The organism is Micromonospora sp. NPDC049151 (assembly GCF_040648395.1).
Lineage (GTDB): Bacteria > Actinomycetota > Actinomycetes > Mycobacteriales > Micromonosporaceae > Micromonospora.
This window is the reverse complement of record NZ_JBEZDP010000002.1, coordinates 151,563-170,619: the sequence shown is the minus strand read 5'-3', so window position 1 is coordinate 170,619 and position 19,057 is coordinate 151,563. Positions and strand designations below refer to the sequence as shown.

At 72.3% G+C, this 19,057-nt stretch carries 21 protein-coding genes; 15 read left to right on the top strand and 6 right to left on the bottom strand.

Annotated elements, in window-relative coordinates; all coding sequences use genetic code 11:
- Positions 1-21: 21 nt before the first annotated feature.
- Positions 22-867 carry an ATP-binding cassette domain-containing protein gene (locus tag AB0B20_RS03745; RefSeq protein ID WP_357382873.1) on the bottom strand — a complete coding sequence of 282 codons (846 nt, stop codon included), beginning with the start codon at positions 865-867 and terminating at the stop codon, positions 22-24.
- Positions 868-1,203: 336 nt separating this feature from the next.
- Here AB0B20_RS03745 and AB0B20_RS03740 point away from each other — a divergent pair, with 336 nt between their 5' ends.
- The 13 genes from AB0B20_RS03740 to AB0B20_RS03680 all read left to right on the top strand — a co-directional run bounded on the left by AB0B20_RS03740 (position 1,204) and on the right by AB0B20_RS03680 (position 12,445).
- Entirely contained in the window at positions 1,204-2,313 is a 1,110-nt protein-coding gene (locus AB0B20_RS03740; protein WP_357382875.1) for an amidohydrolase family protein, read from the top strand.
- A complete protein-coding gene (locus AB0B20_RS03735; protein WP_357382877.1) occupies positions 2,310-2,687 on the top strand; it encodes a hypothetical protein in 378 nt (125 codons plus the stop codon). The genes AB0B20_RS03740 and AB0B20_RS03735 overlap by 4 nt, the downstream gene beginning before the upstream one ends.
- Positions 2,688-2,953: 266 nt before the next feature.
- Positions 2,954-4,162 carry a substrate-binding domain-containing protein gene (locus AB0B20_RS03730; protein WP_357382879.1) on the top strand — a complete coding sequence of 403 codons (1,209 nt, stop codon included), beginning with the start codon at positions 2,954-2,956 and terminating at the stop codon, positions 4,160-4,162.
- Entirely contained in the window at positions 4,159-4,935 is a 777-nt protein-coding gene (locus AB0B20_RS03725; protein ID WP_357382881.1) for an ATP-binding cassette domain-containing protein, read from the top strand. Before AB0B20_RS03730 ends, AB0B20_RS03725 begins: the two co-directional genes overlap by 4 nt.
- Positions 4,932-6,029, top strand: a complete 1,098-nt coding sequence (locus AB0B20_RS03720; RefSeq protein WP_357382883.1) for an ABC transporter permease — start codon at positions 4,932-4,934, stop codon at positions 6,027-6,029. Before AB0B20_RS03725 ends, AB0B20_RS03720 begins: the two co-directional genes overlap by 4 nt.
- Entirely contained in the window at positions 6,026-7,066 is a 1,041-nt protein-coding gene (locus tag AB0B20_RS03715; RefSeq protein ID WP_357382885.1) for an amidohydrolase family protein, read from the top strand. Before AB0B20_RS03720 ends, AB0B20_RS03715 begins: the two co-directional genes overlap by 4 nt.
- The gene (locus tag AB0B20_RS03710; RefSeq protein ID WP_357382887.1) at positions 7,056-7,355 is read left to right on the top strand and encodes a NifU family protein; all 300 of its coding nucleotides are present in this window, start codon (positions 7,056-7,058) and stop codon (positions 7,353-7,355) included. The genes AB0B20_RS03715 and AB0B20_RS03710 overlap by 11 nt, the downstream gene beginning before the upstream one ends.
- Positions 7,352-8,560, top strand: coding sequence for a CoA transferase (locus tag AB0B20_RS03705; protein WP_357382889.1), 1,209 nt, complete (start codon positions 7,352-7,354; stop codon positions 8,558-8,560). The genes AB0B20_RS03710 and AB0B20_RS03705 overlap by 4 nt, the downstream gene beginning before the upstream one ends.
- Before the next feature lie 10 nt (positions 8,561-8,570).
- Positions 8,571-9,002: a heme-binding protein gene (locus AB0B20_RS03700; protein WP_357382891.1), complete on the top strand. Its 432-nt coding sequence runs from the start codon at positions 8,571-8,573 to the stop codon at positions 9,000-9,002.
- The gene (locus AB0B20_RS03695; protein ID WP_357382894.1) at positions 8,999-9,883 is read left to right on the top strand and encodes a hydroxymethylglutaryl-CoA lyase; all 885 of its coding nucleotides are present in this window, start codon (positions 8,999-9,001) and stop codon (positions 9,881-9,883) included. The genes AB0B20_RS03700 and AB0B20_RS03695 overlap by 4 nt, the downstream gene beginning before the upstream one ends.
- The gene (locus tag AB0B20_RS03690) at positions 9,880-11,034 is read left to right on the top strand and encodes a CoA transferase (RefSeq protein WP_357382896.1); all 1,155 of its coding nucleotides are present in this window, start codon (positions 9,880-9,882) and stop codon (positions 11,032-11,034) included. The genes AB0B20_RS03695 and AB0B20_RS03690 overlap by 4 nt, the downstream gene beginning before the upstream one ends.
- Positions 11,031-11,780, top strand: a complete 750-nt coding sequence (locus AB0B20_RS03685) for an SDR family oxidoreductase (RefSeq protein WP_357467839.1) — start codon at positions 11,031-11,033, stop codon at positions 11,778-11,780. Before AB0B20_RS03690 ends, AB0B20_RS03685 begins: the two co-directional genes overlap by 4 nt.
- Before the next feature lie 29 nt (positions 11,781-11,809).
- Positions 11,810-12,445, top strand: coding sequence for a GntR family transcriptional regulator (locus tag AB0B20_RS03680; RefSeq protein WP_357382900.1), 636 nt, complete (start codon positions 11,810-11,812; stop codon positions 12,443-12,445).
- A 56-nt stretch (positions 12,446-12,501) separates the two neighbouring features.
- On the opposite strand, the gene AB0B20_RS03675 is transcribed toward AB0B20_RS03680, so the two are convergent.
- The 4 genes from AB0B20_RS03675 to AB0B20_RS03660 all read right to left on the bottom strand — a co-directional run bounded on the left by AB0B20_RS03675 (position 12,502) and on the right by AB0B20_RS03660 (position 16,570).
- Positions 12,502-13,086: a TetR/AcrR family transcriptional regulator gene (locus AB0B20_RS03675; protein WP_357467835.1), complete on the bottom strand. Its 585-nt coding sequence runs from the start codon at positions 13,084-13,086 to the stop codon at positions 12,502-12,504.
- Between the two features lie 51 nt (positions 13,087-13,137).
- The gene (locus AB0B20_RS03670; RefSeq protein WP_357382904.1) at positions 13,138-13,860 is read right to left on the bottom strand and encodes an ABC transporter ATP-binding protein; all 723 of its coding nucleotides are present in this window, start codon (positions 13,858-13,860) and stop codon (positions 13,138-13,140) included.
- Positions 13,857-14,987 carry an ABC transporter permease gene (locus AB0B20_RS03665; protein ID WP_357382906.1) on the bottom strand — a complete coding sequence of 377 codons (1,131 nt, stop codon included), beginning with the start codon at positions 14,985-14,987 and terminating at the stop codon, positions 13,857-13,859. Before AB0B20_RS03665 ends, AB0B20_RS03670 begins: the two co-directional genes overlap by 4 nt.
- A 215-nt stretch (positions 14,988-15,202) precedes the next feature.
- A complete protein-coding gene (locus AB0B20_RS03660; RefSeq protein WP_357467833.1) occupies positions 15,203-16,570 on the bottom strand; it encodes a PHB depolymerase family esterase in 1,368 nt (455 codons plus the stop codon).
- Between the two features lie 238 nt (positions 16,571-16,808).
- On the opposite strand from AB0B20_RS03660, the gene AB0B20_RS03655 reads away from it, so the two are divergent.
- Entirely contained in the window at positions 16,809-17,780 is a 972-nt protein-coding gene (locus AB0B20_RS03655) for a PaaX family transcriptional regulator C-terminal domain-containing protein (RefSeq protein ID WP_357382933.1), read from the top strand.
- A 9-nt stretch (positions 17,781-17,789) separates the two neighbouring features.
- Here AB0B20_RS03655 and AB0B20_RS03650 read toward each other — a convergent pair whose 3' ends face one another.
- Positions 17,790-18,464, bottom strand: a complete 675-nt coding sequence (locus tag AB0B20_RS03650; protein WP_357467828.1) for a 4'-phosphopantetheinyl transferase superfamily protein — start codon at positions 18,462-18,464, stop codon at positions 17,790-17,792.
- Positions 18,465-18,573: 109 nt separating this feature from the next.
- Between AB0B20_RS03650 and AB0B20_RS03645 the strand changes: the two genes are divergently transcribed.
- Positions 18,574-19,053, top strand: a complete 480-nt coding sequence (locus AB0B20_RS03645) for a hypothetical protein (RefSeq protein WP_357382937.1) — start codon at positions 18,574-18,576, stop codon at positions 19,051-19,053.
- Positions 19,054-19,057: the final 4 nt, after the last annotated feature.

Here is a 19,057-nt window from a genome sequence, read left to right as displayed (position 1 = left end):
CTTCGGCCGGTGTGGCCGGTGTCAGGACTCGGTCACCGTCGCGGCGGGCGCCGCTCCGGTGATCAGCGCGACGATGTCGCCGGAGGACGCCTCGGCGGTGGTCAGCTCGCCGACCGTGCGTCCCTGTCGCATGACCGTGACCCGGTCGGCGACGCGGAAGACGTGTTCGAGGTTGTGCGAGATCATCAGCACGGCGATGTCCTGCTGTTTGAGCGCGGTGATGATCTCCAGGACGTGCCCGGACTCGGTGACGCCGAGCGCCGCGGTCGGCTCGTCGAGCATCACGATGTTGCGGCCCCACATGGTGGCCCGCGCGACGGCGAGCGCCTGGCGCTGCCCGCCGGACATCGAGGACACGTGGGAGGACAGCGAGGGCAGCCGGGCGCCGATGCGGTCGACGGCCTTCTGCGTCCGCTGCGCCATCGCCCGGCGGTCCACCAGGCGCAGCAGCCGGGACACCGGGCCGCGGCCCAGCGGCTCCCGGCCGAGGAAGACGTTCTCCGCCGCGCTCATCGAGTCGATCAGTGACAGGTCCTGGTAGACGGTCTCGATGCCGGCGTCGAGCGCGTCGGCGGGACCGGCGAACCGGCGGGGCGTCCCGTCGACCAGGATCTCGCCGCGGTCCGGTGTGACCACGCCGGCGAGCGTCTTCACCAGCGTCGACTTGCCGGCGCCGTTGTCGCCCATCAGTGCCATGACCTCGCCGCGCCGCAACGTCAGCGACGCGTCGCGCAGTGCCCGCACGGCGCCGAAGCTGCGAGCGATGCCCCGCGCATGCAGGACCGGTGTGGTGGTGGGGGGTGGGACCTCGTCCCGGCGGCGCTCGACGTCCCCGGGACGTGGGACTGCCGCTGCCTGCTCTGTCATGCCGAGGGAGTCAAGCAATGTATGCAATCACTGTCAAGGGTTCGCGATGAGGCGAGGCCTGTAGCGCTCCAGGTTGGGTTCCATTCGACCCGACGTGTCGAGAAAATCGGGAAAAACACCAGGTGATGGCGTCGCCGCGGTGCGCGCCGGCCGCCCTTGTTGGCGGCGGCGCCTTCTTGACCACCCGGAAGTGCGCCCCTATGTTGTGTACATTCTCGGGCCGATGGTGGCCGCGATCACATGCCGCGCACTGCTGCGACGGGCGGCCGGCGCGGTGACCGGCCGTGCCCGTCCACCGCCTCGTCGCACTCCCGTCGACAGGAGAACGGAGTTGACATGATCAATGGGATGGTCGTGGTGGACGGTGTCGTCCACGGGTACGACTTCCGGCCCGGGAACCGGGCGCCGCACTGCTCCCAGGCCGCGTACGACGGCATGGTGAACGCGCTGTACCGCATCGGCCACACCTCGGTCGAGTCGCCGGCGCCCGGTTACCTCATGACCCGGGACGAGTTCACCGCCGGCTGGACCGCCGAGGAACTGGCGGACATCGTGTTCGTGGAGAGCGCCGTCGACGTGATGATCTACCACGGGGTGGAGATCGACGGGTTCTTCGACGGCGGCGCGTCGCCGTACGAGCTGGGCCGCGAGCTGAAGCGGCGGTACCCGGACCGGGTGCTGCTCTTCGCGCCGGTGGATCCGCTGCGCGGCCCCGCCGAGCTGGACCTGATGCAGCAGCGCGCCGAAGAGGACGACATCGACGGGTTCAAGTTCTACCCGACGAACGGGCTGATCGACCCGGAGGTGAACTCCTCGAAGCTGATGCTGCTGGACGACCGCGAGCTGGCGTTTCCCTACCTCCAGAAGGCTCTCGACCTCGGCGTCCGTCACATCGGCGCGCACAAGGCGGTGCCCGCCGGGGCCGGGCCGCGGGTGCTCAACCACGTGGACGACGTGACCTGCGCGGCGATCGCCTTCCCGGACCTGACGTTCGAGGTGGTGCACAGCGGCTGGGCGTTCCTGGAGGACTGCGCGCTGCAACTGCGGACGCACCCGAACATCTGGGCGACGATCGAGTCGGTGTCGAACATGATCGTGCGCAAGCCGCGCCGGTTTGCCGAGATCGTCGGCATGCTCATGATGCACGGCGGCACGGACCGCATCATGTTCGCCACCGGCGTGCCGTCCGCGCACCCGCAGCCGATCATCGACGCCCTGATGAGTTTCGAGATGCCCCGGGACCTGGTGGACGGGTGGGGCTTTCCGGAGTTCACCCCGGACGTGCTCGCCAAGCTGATGGGCGGCAACGCCCTGCGCCTGCACGGCCTGGACGAGGAGAAGGTGCGCGCGGCGGTGGCCGGTGACGAGCCGGCCCGGCGGCGCGAGGAGTATCTCGCGCACGCCCCCCGGCCGTGGGCCCGCCACCGGGAACGGCTGGCCGCGTGAGCGGCGTGGACCCGGCCGCGGCCGAGCTGCGGGCACGCCTGCTGCGGGCCTGCAACACCGTCTACGACCCCTGCGGGCTGGGTGTCGGCCGGCGCGTGGGCATCGTCGACATGGGGCTGGTGCGTGACGTGCGGGCGCGCCGGGAGCCGGACGGCCGGCTGCGGGTGTCGCTCGACCTGATCACCACAGGTCCGTTCTGCATGTACACGCCGTTCTTCGAGCAGAGCGTGCGGCGGGAGATCGGACGGCTGGCGCCGGAGGTCGACGAGGTCGAGGTCGAGTGGGGCGACAGCACCGGCTGGTCCGAGGCGTCGATGACCGAGCACGGCCGGGAGATCCTGAGCGTCGGTCGTCCGAGGGCGTCCGCCCACTGACGCGCATCGAGATCCGCACGTCGGAAAAATACAATTTCTCCGTCCGGTCGGGGTGAATCCTGCCCCTTCCCGGGCTGCGGAAACGCCCTCTAACAGGGCTTATGTTTCGGCATTGTGAACTATTGACTGTCGATGTTGATCGTGTTGGACTGCGATTGCATGCAACCCGAGGCGCCGTCCCGCGCCAGGTTCGGTTCTTGCCCCTCTGCGCCGACTCATCGACTCGCTTCTCTTCGACGCCTGCCACCCACCGAGGGAGTAGCACCGTGACACACACTTTCGGAGCCCGCCGGCTCCGCGCCGCAGCCGCCGCGTTCGGGGTGGCCGCCCTTCTGCTCACCACCGCCGCCTGCGGCTCGGGTGAGGACAGTGCGGCCTCCGGCACGCCCGCCGCGGTCAACGACGAGTACACCGAGATGGCCCGCAAGCTGATCGACGCCGGCACCGGCGGGATGCTCTACTTCGAGGGCAAGGAAGCCGACATCACCCTCGACAAGATCAAGGTCTACGAGGAGTGGTCCGGGCCGACGACGTCGGTGAAGCCGCCGGCCAACGGCAAGCTCAACATCATCGTCTGCAAGATCGGCACCTCCTGCGAGGAGGTCGGCAAGCGGGCCACCGCCATCGCCGAGAAGCTCGGCTGGAGCGCCGAGATCCTGGACGGGCAGGGCACCCCGGAGGGCTACCAGAAGGCGCTGGCCACCGCCGCCGCCAACAAGCCCACCGCCGTCATCACCGTCGCGATCCCGGAGAACCAGGTCGCCGACGGCATCGCCGAACTGCAGAAGGCGAAGATCCCGGTCGTCGGTGTCTCCGCCGTCGCCGAGGGCGGCGCGGTCGGATACGACGCGCACGTGTCCAGCCGGGAGACGTTCCAGGCGGTGCTGGCCACCGCCAAGGCCGTCGCCGACTCCAACGGCAAGGCCAAGGTCGTCTTCCTCTGGGACGTCGGCTACCCGCACCTTGTCGAGGCGCTCAACGCCAGCAAGCGCGTGCTCGCCGGCTGCACCGGCTGCGAGCTGCTGGAGGTCCGCGAGCGCACGCTGGCGCAGGCGGTCGACCCGATCGAGATGCAGAACATCACCACCTCGCTGATCCAGAAGCACGGCGACAAGCTGCAGTACATCCTCACCCCGTACGGCAACGGCGTGGAGTCCGTCATCGCCGCCATCCGGGCCGCCGGCCGCAACGACATCAAGGTGCTGTCCAAGAACGCCGAGCCGGAGCGGCTGGGCAGCGTGGCCGCCGGTGACCAGCTCGCCGACTTCGGCGCGATCCGCGGCTGGAACGCCTACGCCGCCATCGACCAGGTCGGCCGGCTGGCCGCCGGTCAGCCCGCGCTCCCCGACGCCGAGCAGGGCATCCCGGCGACCGTGTTCGACAAGTCGAACGCCCCCAAGGACGGCGCGGTCGACTGGAACAGCTACGTGAACTACGCCGAGCGCTACGAGAAGATGTGGAGCGAGGCCCGATGAGTGCCGCCCCGGTGCTGGAGGCGGTGGGCGTCAGCAAGTCCTACGGCCGGGTACGCGCCGTCACCGATGTCTCCTTCGACGTACGCCCGGGCGAGATCCTGGGCGTCGTCGGGGACAACGGCGCCGGCAAGTCGACGCTGATGAGCATGGTCAGCGGCGCGCTGGCACCGGACTCCGGCCGCCTGCGGGTGGCCGGCCGGGACCTCGCACCGCACACCATCGGCGCGGCCCGGGCCGCCGGGATCGAGATGATCTACCAGGATCTCGGGCTCTCCGACAACCTGAGCATCGTCGAGAACGTCTTCCTCGGCCGGGAGTGGACCGGCGGCGTGCACGGCCTGCCCGTCCTGCGCAAGCGGGCGATGCGCGAGCGCACCCGGGCGGTGCTGGAGGAACTGGGCATCGACCTGCACGACATGAACGTCCTGGTCGAAGGGCTCTCCGGCGGGCAGCGGCAGATGGTCGCCATCGCCCGCGCGCTGGTCACCGAGAACGAGCCGCGCGTGATGGTGATGGACGAGCCGACCGCCGCGCTCGGCACCACCGAGTCCGACGGCGTCAACGCCCTCATCCGCCGCCTCCGGGACCGGGGCTACGCGGTCATCGTGATCAGCCACCGGATCCCGGAGATCCTCTCGATGGCCGACCGGCTGCTGGTGATGAAGGGCGGCCGCAACGTCTACCACGGCCCCACCGAAGGGCTCGACGTCGAACGGTGCGTGCAGTTGATCGTCGCCGGCACGCTCGTCACGGCGGGGGAGGCGGTCCGATGACCGCCGCCACGACACGGAAGCCGCCGGGCGGCGGCCGTACGGTCGTCAAGCAGAGCGCCGACCGGTCCCGCGCCGGGGCCGGGGAGCGGGCGGTCGAAGGGGTGAGCCGGTTCGGGCTGCTCGGCATGCTCGTGCTGGTGATCGCGGTCTTCTCCGTGCTCACCCCGGACACCTACTTCACCACCACGAACTTCCGGCTGATCCTGGTCAACCAGACCGTGACGGTGATCGTGGCGATGGCGGCCACGCTGCCGCTGCTGGCGCACTACCTGGACGCGTCGGTCGGCCCGATGCTGGGCCTGGCGCAGGGCGTGAGCATCTGGCTGATGGCGGTGCGGGACGTGCCGATCTGGCTGGCCCTGCTCGCCGTGCTCGCCGTCGGCGTCGCGGTCGGCCTGCTCAACAGCCTGCTGGTGCTGAAGTTCGGGATGAGTTCCATCATCGCCACGCTCGCCGTGGGCAGCCTGCTGATGGGTCTGCTCTACATGGTCACCGGCGGCCGGGTGCTGTACCAGAACGTGCCGCCGGCGTTCACCGAGATCGCCCGAGGCGACCTGGGCGGCGTCCCGCTGCCGCTGATCTACCTCGTGGTGCTGGTGCTGGTGCTGGAGTTCATCGTCGTGTGGACGCCCTTCGGGCAGCGGCTCTACGCGATGGACGGCAACCTGCGCGGCGCCGCCCGGGCGGGCATCAACGTCCGCAGCTACACCATCCGGGCGTTCGTCGGTGCGGCGGTGCTCGCCTCGCTCGCGGGCGTGCTGCTGGCCTCGCGGATCGGCTCGGCCCAGCCCACTGTCGGTGAGCAGTTCCTGCTGCCCGCCTTCGCCGCCGCCTTCCTCGGCGCCGCCGCGCTGCGGCCCGGCCGGGTCAACATCCTCGGCACGGTGATCGCCGCGTACTTCATCACCTTCACCATCGCCGGCCTGCAACACCTCGGCGCCGCGACCTGGATCGAGCGCGTCTTCAACGGCCTCGCCGTCATCGCCGGCGTCTCGGTCGCCGCGTGGTCGGTGCGGCGCCGCCGCCAGCTCGCGGTCCGGCACGTCGAACGCCTGGAGAACGACACCACCCCGAAGGGACGCCCCAGCACATGAAGAACGACTTCTTCGTCCTCGACAACGCGATCCACATGTACAAACTCACCGACGAGAACATCGACTTCAACCACGGCGGCAAGAAGTCGACGAACGCGCTCGTCGAGTACGCCCGCAAGTACTCCGCCCCGGGCTACCCGTACGACGACATCTCCGGCCGGGAACTCTCCGTCGAGGACGCGTACCGGCTGATGTTCGAGGAGTCCGACACCGACATGGCGATGGCCCAGACGGTGCCCAGCCACGGCGGCTGGAAGCTGGGGTTCTCCCCGGCGGAGAACAACTACAAGCTCAAGGAGGCGTACCCGGACCGGGTGCTGTTCTGCGGCGGCGTCGACCCGATCACCCACGGCCGCTACGGCGCGGTGACCGAGATGATCCGGCAGATCGAGGAGTGGGGCGCGACCAGCTTCAAGTTCTACCAGGCGCACTCCGGCGGCCTGTCCTGGAAGATCGACGACCGGCAGGTCGCGTACCCGCTGTGGGAGACCGCCCTCGAACACGGCGTGACGAACGTGCAGTTCCACAAGGGGCTGGCGTTCAACACCCAGCACATCGCCGACCTGGCGCCGTACGACCTGGAGCGCGCGGCGCAGGACTTCCCCGAGATGACGTTCATCGTGCACCACCTCGGTGAGCCGTTCATCAACGAGACGATCAACATCGCGGCCCGGTACGAGAACATCCACCTCGCGCTGACCGCCTGGATCAACCAGTACCCGGTCGCGCCCCGGGCCGCGCTGCACGCCATCGGCAAGTGCCTGCTGCACGTCGGCCCGGACCGGCTGCTGTGGGGCTCCGAGGCGTTCGTCTGGCCGAAGGTGCAGGCGTACATCGACCTGTTCGCCGAGATGCGCATGCCGGAGGACCTCCAGGACGGCTACGGCTACCCGGAGCTGACCGACGAGATCAAGGAGAAGATCTTCGGCCTGAACTTCGCCCGGGTGCTCGGCATCGACGTGAAGGCCAAGAAGAAGGAGCTGTACGGCAAGAGCGGCAAGAAGTCCGCGAAGAAGGGCCGCAAGGATGGGCGCTGAGAAGACGGCGAAGGCCGCCGACCGCGCGCTGGACGGCAAGGTACGCCAGCTCGTCGAGGCGCACGGCGGCGGCGTCACGGTCGACGTGGACGCCGACGGCGACGCCCGGGTGACGTTCCACGGCCGCTGCGCGGCCTGCCCGTCCGCGCCGGTCACCATGGGCTCGCTGGTCCGCCCGGCGCTGCTGAAGATCGAGGGGGTGCGCTCGGTGTCCCGCGCGGGCGCGGTCTCCCGGTTCGCCGAGGCGCGCATCGAGCGGATGTTCGGCCTGTCGGAGCCGGCCGGATGACCGGCGGCTTTCCCGACGGGCCGCTCACCGGCGTACGCGTGGTGGAGGCCGGCGTGCTGCTGGCCGGGCCGTTCTGCGCGCAGCTCCTCGGCGACTTCGGCGCCGAGGTGATCAAGGTCGAGCAACCGGACGGCGGCGACCCGATGCGGCAGTGGGGGCGGGAGAAGCCGCACGGCAAGTCGCTGTGGTTCCCGGTCGTGGCCCGCAACAAGAAGTCGGTCACCTGCAACCTGCGCATGCCCGAGGGGCAGCAGGTGATGCGCGACCTGCTCGCCGGCGCCGACGTGTTCGTGGAGAACTTCCGCCCGGGCACGCTGGAGCGCTGGGGGCTGGCGCCGGAGGAGCTGCACCGGATCAACCCGCGGCTGGTAGTCGTGCGGGTCACCGCCTTCGGGCAGGACGGCCCGTATGCCTCCCGGGCCGGCTACGGCTCGATCGGCGAGGCGATGGGCGGCATCCGGTACGTCACCGGTGACCCGTCCACGCCGCCGAGCCGCATCGGCGTCAGCCTCGGCGACTCGCTGGCCGGCACGTTCGCCGCGCTCGGCGCCATGATGGCGTTGCGGGTGGCGGGCAGCACCGGCCAGGGCCAGGTGGTGGACAGCGCCATCTACGAGTCGGTGCTGGCCCTGATGGAGTCGCTGGTGCCGGAGTACGCGCTCACCGGCTACATCCGGGAGCGGACCGGCTCGATCCTGCCCAACGTGGCGCCCAGCAACGCGTACCCGACGCGCGACGGCGCCACCGTCCTGATCGCCGCGAACCAGGACACCGTGTTCCGCCGCCTGGCCGCGGTGATGGACCGGCCGGAGCTGGCCGACGATCCCCGCTACGCCACCCACGCCGCCCGTGGGGCGCACCAGGCCGAACTGGACGACCTGATCGCGGCGTGGACCGTCACGTTCGAGCCGGCCGCGCTGCTGCGGCTGCTGCATCTCGGCGGCGTTCCGGCCGGGTCGGTGTACACCGCCCGGGAGATGCTGGCCGACGAGCACTTCGCCGCGCGCGAGGCGATCGTCGAACTCGACCACCCCGAGATGGGCGCGTTCCCGATGCAGAACGTCGCGCCCCGGCTGTCCCGCACCCCGGGCCGGCTGCGTTCGGTGGGCCCCCGGCTGGGCGAGCACACCGACGAGGTCCTGCGCCAGGTGTTGTGCCTGGCCGACGACCGGATCACCGAACTGCGCGCCGCCGGCGCGATCTGAGGAGGCAGTCATGGCGAAGAACCCGTACGTGGTGAAGAAGCGCTCGATCTCCGGGCCGGCCGCGCGGGCGATGGTGGCCGCCGCCGTCGCCCGGGCCGAGGAGATGGGCTTCGCGGTCACCGTCGCCGTGTGCGACGAGAGCGGGGTGCTCAAGGCGTACGAGCGGATGGACGGCGCGCCGCTGGTGAGCGTGCAGCTGGCGCAGGACAAGGCGTACACGGCGGTGGGTTTCGGGCTCAGCAGCGACGGCTGGTACGACTTCATCAAGGACGACGGCCCGCTGGCGATGGGCGCCCCGCCCGCGATCGACCGGCTGGTGACCTTCGGCGGCGGCTATCCGGTGAAGGTCGACGACGTGCTGGTCGGCGGCATCGGGGTCAGCGGCGGCCACTACACGCAGGACATGGAGGTCGCGCAGGCCGGACTGAAGGCGCTGTCTTGAACGTCGAGATCGTCGAGGTGGGCCCCCGGGACGGCCTGCAGAACCACCCGGCGGAGCTGACCACCGGGCAGAAGGCCGAACTGGTACGCCGCGCGGTCGCGGCGGGCAGCCGGCGCGTCGAGGTGACGAGCTTCGTCAACCCGGCGAAGGTGCCGAAGCTCGCCGACGCCGACGCGGTGATGGCACTGGTCCGCGACGAGCCGGGCCTGGCCTCGATCGGCCTGGTGATGAACGGGCGCGGCCTGGACCGGGCGGTCGCGGCCGGCGTCACCGAGGTCAACTTCGTGGTCGTCGCCACCGACACGTTCTGCCGGCGCAACCAGGGCACGTCCACCGCCGAGGCGGTGGCGCAGGTGCGGCGGCTGCTGCCCCGCGCCCGCGAGCAGGGGCTGCGCACGTCGGTGACGGTCGGGGCCGCGTTCGGCTGCCCGTTCGAGGGCGAGACGCCCGCGGGGCGCGTGCTGCGCGTCGTGGACGACCTGGCACCGGTGGCGCCGGACGAGGTGGCGCTGGCCGACACCATCGGCGTCGCCGTGCCGTCGCAGGTGGAGCGCCTGTTCACCGCCGTACGGGACCGCACCGGCGCGAGCCTGCGCGGGCACTTCCACAACACCCGCAACCTGGGCACGGCCAACGTCCTGGCCGCCGTCGGGGCCGGGGCGCGGGCGATCGACGCCAGCGTCGGCGGCATCGGCGGCTGCCCGTTCGCGCCGGCCGCCACCGGCAACGTGGCCACCGAGGACGTGGTGTACGCGCTGGAACGCTCCGGGACGCGTACCGGGGTGTCGCTGGACGCGGCGATCGGCAACGCCAGGTGGCTGGGCGAAGTGTTCGGCGCCGAACTGCCGGGCGTGCTGAGCCGGGCCGGTGGGTTCCCGTGACCGGGCCGCTGACCGGACTGCGGGTGCTGGACCTGACCAGCACGTTCTCCGGCCCGTACTGCACGCTGATGCTGGCCGACCTGGGCGCCGAGGTGATCAAGGTGGAGGCGCCGGGCGGCGACATCGCCCGCCAGCTCGGCGCCGCCCGCACCCCCGGCATGGCGGCGGTGTTCCTCAACATGAACCGGGGCAAGAAGAGCGTCCTGCTGGACCTCAAGGCGCCCGCCGACCGGGCCGCCTTCGACCGGCTGGTGCCGGCCGTGGACGTGCTGGTGCACAACATGCGCCCGGCCGCCGCGGCCCGGCTCGCGCTCACCTACGACGACGTACGCGCGCTGCACCCGGCGATCGTCTACTGCGCGATCCCGGGCTTCCGCGGCACCAGCCGGCACGCCGACCGGCCCGCCTACGACGACGTGATCCAGGGCGCCTCCGGGATCGCCGCGCTCCAGAGCGTCAACCAGGACCAGCCCGGGTACGTCGTCACGCCGCTCGCCGACAAGATCACCGGGCTCACCGCGTCCACCGCCGTGCTCGCCGCGCTGCGGCACCGCGACGCCACCGGCGAGGGGCAGCGGGTCGAGGTGCCGATGTTCGACACGATGGTCGCCTTCGGCCTGCTCGAACAGCTCGACGGCTGGACGTTCGACCCGCCGACCGGGCCGCCGCGCTACCCGCGTACCGCCGCGCCGAACCGCCGCCCGTACGCCACCGCCGACGGGCACCTCTGCGTCCTGATCTACACCGGCCGGCAGTGGGAACGGTTCCTCACCCTGGTCGGCCGCGCCGACCTGTTGCGCCATCCCGACTACGACACGGTCGGCAAGCGGATCGCCAACGCCGACGGGCTCTACCGGGTGGTCGCCGAGGTGCTGCGCGGGCGTACCACGGCCGAGTGGCTGGCGGAGCTGTCGGCGATCGACGTGCCGTGCGCGCCGCTGGCCGGCTACGAGGAGATCCTGCGCGACGAGGAGTCGGCCGAGTCGGGCCTGGTGTCGACGGTCGAGCACCCGGTGGCCGGACGGCTGCGCAGCATCGCCTCGCCGATCGTCATGTCGGCCTCGCCGCTGCCGCGCGGCCGGCTCGCGCCGACGCTCGGCGAACACAACGACGAGGTGCTCGCTGGCGGCGCCGAGGGGAGCAGCGGATGAGGGGCACTGTCGCCGTCGTCACCGGCGCCGGATCGGGGATCGGGCTCGCCGTCGCCCGCCGGCTGGCCGGCGAGGGCGCCGAGGTGCTCTCCGCCGACCTGGACGTGTCCGCCTGCGCCGGGGTCGCGGTCACCGCCGACCTGGGCACCCCGGCCGGCGTCGCCGCCGTCGTGCGGGAGGTGACCAGCCGGTACGGCGGCGCTGACGTGCTCGTCAACAACGTGGCGCTCGCGCCGTACCGGGACGCGTTCACCGACATCGACGACGCGGCTTGGCAGCGCACCTGGGACGTCAACGTGATGTCCTGCGTGCGCCTGTGCCGCGCGCTCGTGCCGCTCATGGTCGAGCGGGGCGGCGGCAGCGTGGTCAACATCGGCTCCGAGGCGGCGCGGCACCCGAAGCCGCACATGCTCGACTACGCGGTCAGCAAGGCGGCGCTGCTCAGCCTCGCCAAGGGCCTGGCGCTGGAGTACGGCTCCCGGGGCGTGCGGGTGAACACCGTCGCACCCGGCCCGACGCGGACCGCGACCATGGACGCCTACCTGGCGTCGGTCGCGCTCCGGCTGGGCATCGACGTCTCCGCCGCCGCCGACCACGTCGTGCGTGACCTGCGCAAGCTCCCGCTGGGCCGGATGAACGAGCCGGAGGACGTCGCCGAGGTGGTGCTGTTCCTCGCCGGGGAGCGGGCCCGGCAGGTGACCGGCTCGGAGTACGCCGTCAACGGCGGTTCCACCGCGTCGATGTAGGTTCACCATCGGTGAACAAAGGGGGACGCATGGGCCGGGCCACGCAGTCGGCGTACGAGTCGATCAAGACGCGCATCCTCGGCGGGGCGTACGAGCCGGGGAAGAAGCTCTCCGAGGAGGATCTCGCCGCAGCGGTGGGGGTGAGCCGTACCCCCGTGCGGGAGGCGCTGCGCCGGCTGCACGCCGAGGGCCTGGTGGACTGGGAGGCCAACCGGGGCGCCACCGTCCCGGCCTGGCGGGAGCAGGACCTGGAGGAGATCTTCGAGCTGCGCGCCCTGCTGGAGGGCTACGGCGCGGAGCTGGCCGCGACCCGGATCACGCCGGAGGAGATCGCCCGGCTGCGTGAGCTGTGCACCGAGATGGAGGGCTACGCGGCCGGCCAGCGCCGGGACCGGGCGGACCGGATCGCGGTCTGCAACGCGCAGTTCCACGAGATCATCCTCGGCGCCGGGCGGAACCGGCGGTTGAGCGCGCTGCTCGGGGCGGTGGTGCAGACGCCGCTGGTGAACCGCACCTTCCGCCGCTACGACGAGGCGGCGATGGCGCGCAGCATGTCGCACCACCGGGAGCTGATCGACGCGTTCGAGGCGCGGGACCGGGCCTGGGCCGGCTCGGTGATGCGGGCGCACATCCTGGCCGCCCGCGCCACCCTCGGCACGCCCTGACCCGCGCCGGGCCGGCACCCGTCGCACCCGCCGCCGGCCCGGCTGCGGGCTCCGGGTCAGCCGGCGTCCGGGCGCAGGTACGGCGTGAGCAGCTCGCGGGCGAGACCGGTCGCGACCGCCAGGTCGAGCCCGTTCTCGATCATCCGGCTGAGGGTGTACACGATGGACTGGACGAGTTCGGCCATCCGGTCCGGGTCGCTGGCCCCGTGCTCGGTGAGCGCGGCGCGCAGCGGCGCTTCGAGGCTGTCGTGCAGCAGCCGGCTGGAGGTCGCCAGCACCTCGCTGTCACCCGCCGACGCCAGCGCCCGGGCCAGCGCGTGGTCCCCCCGGGCGACCAGTTGCAGGTTGGCCTCGACGTACGCCAGGATCCTCGCCCCCGGTGTGCCGGCCTCGGCCATCTGCTCCTCGACGAAGGCCGACCACCGGGGGAAGGTGTCGGCGACCAGCACGTCGAACATGTCGGTGCGGGACTTGAAGTACGAGTACGCGCTGGACCGGGCCAGCCCGGCGTGCCGGGCCACGTCGGCGAGGCTCGGGATCCGCTCCGGGTGCTCGGAGAGCAGGGCGCGGGCGGCGTCGAGCAACGCCGCCCGCTGCGCGGCCCGGTGTTCCGCAACGGTCGAGGCTTGGATCTTCGGCACGCCGACCTCCCCGTCTCTGTCCGCCGCCCGCGTCGTTCCCCGCTGTCGTGCTCAGCTCGCGGCGAGCTTGCCGTCGACCATCTCGTAAACGGTGTCACAGTATTGCAGCACGTCATGGTCGTGAGTGACCATCACGACCGCCACCGAGCGCTCCCGCGCCTCCTGGGCGAGCAGCTGGACGATGTCGTGGCTGCGGGCCCGGTCCAGGGCCGCTGTCGGCTCGTCCACCAGCAGCACCGAGGGCTCGGTCATCAGCGCCCGGGCGATACCGACCCGCTGGCGCTCGCCACCGGAGAGCTGGTGCGGCCGGCGGTCGGCCTTGCCGGCCAGGCCGACGTGCGCGAGCATCTCCAGCGGGTCGCGTCCGGACCGCTCCCGCCGCCCGCCCAGCCGAAGCGGCAGGCGCAGCTGGTCGGCGGCGGTCAGCGCGGGCAGCAGGTTGCCCGACTGGAACACGAACCCGACGTGCCGGCGGCGCAGCTCGGTGCGCGCCCGGCGGCTGGATACGGTCATGTCGTGCCCGGCCACCGTGACGGTGCCCTCGTCGGGGCGGGCCAGCCCGCCGGCGACGGCGAGCAGGCTGGACTTGCCCGCGCCGGACGGCCCGACGATCGCGGCCAGCTCGCCCGGCGTGACGGTCAGGTCGACGTCGTCGAGCGCGTGCACGGTCTCCGCGCCGTCGCCGTGGCGAAGGTGCACGCCGCGCATGACCAGGCCGAGTTCGGCCGGGGCGGTGCCCGGCGTCGAGGGGGACGGGGTGGTCCGGCTGCTCATCGGTTGCCTCCCAGGGCGGTCGCCGGGTCGATGGAGGTGAGGCGGACGACGGCGGCTGCCGCGCCGACCAGGCCGAGCACGAGCAGCCCGGCCGCGGCGGCGGCGATGCTCTGCGGGTGCAGCGCGAACGGCACGTTGCCGCCGGAGATCAGCGCGCCGAGTCCGAGGCCGATCCCCATGCCGACGGCGATGGCGAGGGCCAGCAGGATCAGCGCCTGGGTGAGGGCGTCGCGCAGCACCCAGCGGGTCGAGGCGCCGAGTGCCCGCAGCACCGCGACCTCCTGCTTGCGTTGGATCGCCCAGACCGCGAAGAACGCGCCGGCCACGAGCGCCGAGATCGCGTAGAGGAAGCCCTGGATCAACTGGAGCGTGGTCGTCTCGGCGGTGTAGCCCGGCGAGGCGCCGTAGGACTCCTCGAGGGTCAGGCTCTCCGTGCCCGCGGCCTTGTCGCCTGCGGCCAGGTTCACCGAGTCGCCGTCGGCCGCGCGGACCGCGACGGCGGTGATCTCCTGGGCCGCCTGCGCCGGCACCTGCGCGCCGGCCGGGGTGCCGGACTTGACCGCCTGCCAGGTGGCCAGCGGCACGTACGCCACGTCGACGTGGCCGAAGGTGTCCTGCTGCTCGGTGACGCCGACCACGCGCAGCCGCGTGCCGAGCCGGTCCACCGTCACGGTGTCGCCCACGCGCAGGCCCGCGTCGATGGCGGTGGGGCTCACCACGATCCCGTCCGCCGGGCCGAGGCGGTCGCCCTCGCTGACGGCGGGCGACAGGAACGAGTCGGTCTCGACGCCGAACAGCGCCAGGTCGACCTCGGTGCCCCCGTCGGTGCGCCCGTTGATGAGCGTGTTGCCGAACGGGGTCGCCTCCGCCACGCCGGGCTGGTCGCGCCAGGTGTCCACCGCCGAGGCGTCCACCACGCTGCGCGAGAAGGCCGAGTCGTGCTGCACGCCGTGGGCGAAGGCGAACGAGGTGACCGGCAGGTTCTGCAGGCCGGAGACGCCGTCGCGGACCAGCCCGACGGACAGGCCGGACAGCATCACCATCAACACCGAGATCAGCGCGATCACGGCCCCCATCAGGGCGAATCGCAGCCGTGCGAACCCCAGCTCGCGAATGGCCAGGAACATCAGCCGCCACCTCTCAAACTTGTCGACACCATGTCGCTATGTTAACAACGCGGTGTCGGCAAAAATGACGGACACGGCTGTCTGCCCGACCACAATCCGTGACGGCGCCGCCGGGCCGGGCCGATGATCAGCATGCGCGAAGCGGCCCCGCGACCTCTCGGGTCGCGGGGCCGTCCCCGGCGCCGTGGGAAGAACGCCGGAGTGTGGAGCGCCGGTCAGGCGAGCGTGCAGGGCGCGCCGTTGAGGCTGAACGAGCCGGGCCGGCCGGTGTTGCCGGTGTGCGTGGCCTGGAACCCGATGCTGGTCGAGCCGCGAGCCGGGATGACCGCGTTGTACCCGACGTTGCGCGCGGTCACCTGACCCGAGGAGGGGGAGTAGGACGCGTTCCAGCCCGAGGTGATGGTCTGGCCGCCGGGCAGCGTGAACGTCAGCGACCAGCCGTTCACCGTGGTCGAGCCGGTGTTGGTGATGGTGATGTTCTCGGTCAGCCCGTTGTTCCAGGCGTTCAGCTCGATGCTCACCGAGCACGCGCCGGTGCCGGGCGGGGGCGTGGTCGGACCCGGCGGCGGGGTGGTCGGGCCCGGCGGGGGAGTGGTCGGTCCGGGCGGGGGCGTGGTGGGGCCGGGCGGCGGCGTGGTCGGGCCGGGCGTGGTGGTCAGGCCGAAGAACGCCACGGCGGCAGCGGCCATGCCGGCCGACGGCAGGCTGTGCCCGGCGCCCTGGATGCTGTACGCCTCGACCTGGACCGTGCCGGTGCTGTCCGCGTAGCGGCGCCGGTTCCAGCCGGACTGCGGCGCGTCGGTGGACGTGGGTGTCTGGCTGAGCCCGAACACGTTCGTCCACTGCTCGATCGTCTCCTGGAGCAGCGAGTACGGCACCAGCGTGTCGTTGGTGCCGTGCCACAACTGCACCCGGGGACGGGGCCCGGTGTAGCCGGGGTACGCCTGGCGGACCGCGTCACCCCACTGCTGCGGGGTGCGGTTCATGTTCCCGCCGGTGCACTGGCTGGAGCCGGGGGGATAGTCGGCGGCGCCGGCGAAGCAGTTGAACGGCACGCCCATGAACGCCGCGCCGGCCTTGAAGACGTCCGGGTAGAGCGCCAGCATGTGGTTGGTCATCATGCCGCCGGACGAGCTTCCGGTGGCGTAGACCCGGTCCGGGTCCGCGCCGTACTGCTGCTGGACGTAGCGGATCATCGAGATGATCGACACCGGGTCGCTGCCGCCGCCGCGGCGCTTGGCCGCGTCGGACCAGGTGTCGAAGCAGTTGCCGAAGCCGGCCTGCTGGGTGGCGCTGGGGTAGATGACGATGAACCCGTACCGGTCGGCCAGGCCGGCGAACTCGCTGCCGGAGTAGAAGCCGGGGCCGGATCCGCCGCAGCCGTGCATGGCCACCACTGTGGCCGGCCGGGTCGGACGGTTGTCCGGCACGTAGACGTGCATGCGCATCCGGCCGGGGTTGTCGCCGAAGCTGGTCACCTCGGCCAGCGACGCCGCGTACGCGGGTTGGACGGTGGGGAGCACCAGGCCGGCCGCCGCCAGCGACGCGGCCAGGGCCACCACCATCTTGGCTCTGATTCTCACGGAATCTCCTTCGATCGCCCTGTGCGGGCGGTGACGGGCGGGTACGCGCCGCGTCGGCGGCCCGGACCGCCGCGGTTGCCGCGCCTCGCCCACTGACGTGTCTCGCCCGGCCCGGCTCCGTCGTGTGGCACATAGTGTTCCCGCCGGGCGCTGAAGTGTCAATCGATGCACTCCGATGAGCTGCGGCGGCGTTCGTCTACAGTCGGTGCACCGTCCCTGAGCCGAGCCCGGAGCGCGTGTGGCAGACCCGTTCGACATCGAGGAGATCTACCCGGACGAGGGGCCCGCGGCGCGGCTGCCCCGGCGGCAGGCGGGCACGTCGCCGCAGAGCGTCGCGGTGACCCTGCTCGCCGACTACACGCTGCGAACCCGGGCCGCCCTGCCGTCCGCGGCGATCGTCGCCCTGCTCGGCGAGGCCGGCGTGACGAGCGCCGGCGCCCGTACCGCGATCAGCCGGCTGGCCCGCCGCGGTGTCCTGGAGGGCAGCCGGCAGGGCCGCAACAGCTTCTACCGGCTCAGCCGCTCCGCCGCCGAGTACCTGTCCGCCGGCGGGAACTGGATCATCGCCTCCACGACCGACGTGCAGGCGTGGGACGGCTGCTGGACCATCGTCGCCTTCTCGCTGCCGCAGGACCACGGCGCGCAGCGCCGGGCGCTGCGCGGCCAGTTGCGCTGGCTCGGTTTCGCGCCGCTCTACGACGGGCTGTGGATCTCGCCGTACGAGCTCGCCGCGCCCGCGCGGGCCCGGCTCGCCCAGCTCGCCCTCGGCGCGGTCACCGTGTTCCGGGGCCGGCAGGACGCGCTGGACACGATCGGCCAGCGTGCCCCCGTCGACGCCTGGGACGTCGACGCGATAAGCGGACGGTACGAGGCGTTCCTGCGCCGGTGGAGCCCGCTGGTGTCACGTCTGGCCACAGTCGACGGCGCCACCGCCGTGCGGGCGCGGACCGAGGTGATGGACACGTACCGGCGGTTTCCCACCCTCGACCCGCGGCTGCCGCTGGAACTGCTCCCGGCCGGGTGGCCGCGCCGGGCGGCCCGGGACGTGTTCGTGGCCGTCTACGACGGCCTGGCCGAGCCCGCCGAGACCCACGTCCGCGCGGTCGTCGCGCGGTTCGCCGACCCGGTGCCGCCCGGCATCCGGGCGCACACCACCACCGACATGCTCGCCGGTGTCGGCGAGGACGGGTGCGGCGCCACCGCGGGCTGACCGCGACCGTCACCCGCCGGCGCCGCAGTGGCGCTCGACGGCGTACGGCCCGTCGCCGGCCAGCGCCACAGCCACCGCGATCCCGGCGGGCGCGGGCAGGTCGGCGAGCCGGTGCGGGCCGGCCGGCTCGACGCACTCGACCACGTCGCCCCGGTGCACCGGCATGCCGAGATTGGGCCACAGCCGGCCCCCGGCCGCCTTGACGGCCGCCTCCTTGCGGGCCCACAGCCGGGTGAACCGCAGCGCCCGGTCGGCGTGGTCGGCCCCGGCGGCGACGTGCCGTGCCTCCTGCGGATGGAAGAGACGCAGGGACGCGGACACCGGATCCCCGCCCGGCGCGACGTGCTGGATGTCCACCCCCACCGGCCGGCCCTCGCTCAACGCGACCGCCACGAGATCGCCGGAGTACGACAGGCTCGTGTGCAGGCCGTCCCACGGCCCGGTCAGCGCCGGTTTGCCGTACCGGCCCGGCCGCCAGGCCAGCGTCGCCGGTGCCGCGCCGGTGGCCCGCCCGGCCAGGAGACGCAGCGCGCCGTGCGCGACGGTGAACCGGTCCCGCAGCGCCTCGGTGTCCAGCCGCGCGGCCCGGCGCCGCTCGTCCGCGTCGAGCACCGCCCGGTAGCGGGCCAGCTCGTCCGCCGGCACCGCGACGGCGACGATCCAGACCCGGACGACGTCCCGCATGGACGGCAGCGTAACCGCGCCCGTCACGCCGGCACCGCGCCCGCGCGCCCGGTGCCACGGGCCGTCAGGCGAAGATCGACGGTTGGCGGGGCCGTGCCAGAATCTGGCCGTGTCCTACCTCCCCTCGCAGCCGTACCCGCCGATGCCCGGCGGCGTCAGCCCGCTGATCGCCTACCCGCACCCGATCGCCCCGCCGCCCGGCTGCGGCGTGCTCGTCGTCTCGGTGAACCGCGGGCCGTACATGATCCCCGCGCCGGTGACCAGCCGCTTCAAGATCGACCGGCAGCTGGTCGCGATTCCCGGCGAGGGGACGTGGCACGTGGCGGTCCCGGCCGGGTCGCACGACGTCCGGTACACCGACTTCATGGGTGTCCCGCTCATCACCACGGCGCTCGCGGTCCAGCCGGGGGCGGCGCACCACCTCTCGTTCCGCTTCGGCGGGTGGCGCAACCGGGTCTACGACGGGTACGGCACCGACGTCACCCGGTTCGGCCTGTGGTCCAACTACAGCTTCCTGCTGGTCACGCTGGCCGTCGTCGGCCTGGTCTGCTGCGGGGTGTTCGGGGTTTTCCTGGCCACGACCCCCTGATCCG

What these genes read in the sequence shown, in the direction of transcription:
- AB0B20_RS03745 (WP_357382873.1), bottom strand. Translation starts at nt 867, where the DNA reads ATGACAGAGCAGGCAGCGGCAGTCCCACGTCCCGGGGACGTCGAGCGC.
- AB0B20_RS03740 (WP_357382875.1), top strand. Translation starts at nt 1,204, where the DNA reads ATGATCAATGGGATGGTCGTGGTGGACGGTGTCGTCCACGGGTACGAC.
- AB0B20_RS03725 (WP_357382881.1), top strand. Translation starts at nt 4,159, where the DNA reads ATGAGTGCCGCCCCGGTGCTGGAGGCGGTGGGCGTCAGCAAGTCCTAC.
- AB0B20_RS03720 (WP_357382883.1), top strand. Translation starts at nt 4,932, where the DNA reads ATGACCGCCGCCACGACACGGAAGCCGCCGGGCGGCGGCCGTACGGTC.
- AB0B20_RS03715 (WP_357382885.1), top strand. Translation starts at nt 6,026, where the DNA reads ATGAAGAACGACTTCTTCGTCCTCGACAACGCGATCCACATGTACAAA.
- AB0B20_RS03710 (WP_357382887.1), top strand. Translation starts at nt 7,056, where the DNA reads ATGGGCGCTGAGAAGACGGCGAAGGCCGCCGACCGCGCGCTGGACGGC.
- AB0B20_RS03705 (WP_357382889.1), top strand. Translation starts at nt 7,352, where the DNA reads ATGACCGGCGGCTTTCCCGACGGGCCGCTCACCGGCGTACGCGTGGTG.
- AB0B20_RS03700 (WP_357382891.1), top strand. Translation starts at nt 8,571, where the DNA reads ATGGCGAAGAACCCGTACGTGGTGAAGAAGCGCTCGATCTCCGGGCCG.
- AB0B20_RS03685 (WP_357467839.1), top strand. Translation starts at nt 11,031, where the DNA reads ATGAGGGGCACTGTCGCCGTCGTCACCGGCGCCGGATCGGGGATCGGG.
- AB0B20_RS03680 (WP_357382900.1), top strand. Translation starts at nt 11,810, where the DNA reads ATGGGCCGGGCCACGCAGTCGGCGTACGAGTCGATCAAGACGCGCATC.
- AB0B20_RS03670 (WP_357382904.1), bottom strand. Translation starts at nt 13,860, where the DNA reads ATGAGCAGCCGGACCACCCCGTCCCCCTCGACGCCGGGCACCGCCCCG.
- AB0B20_RS03665 (WP_357382906.1), bottom strand. Translation starts at nt 14,987, where the DNA reads ATGTTCCTGGCCATTCGCGAGCTGGGGTTCGCACGGCTGCGATTCGCC.
- AB0B20_RS03650 (WP_357467828.1), bottom strand. Translation starts at nt 18,464, where the DNA reads ATGCGGGACGTCGTCCGGGTCTGGATCGTCGCCGTCGCGGTGCCGGCG.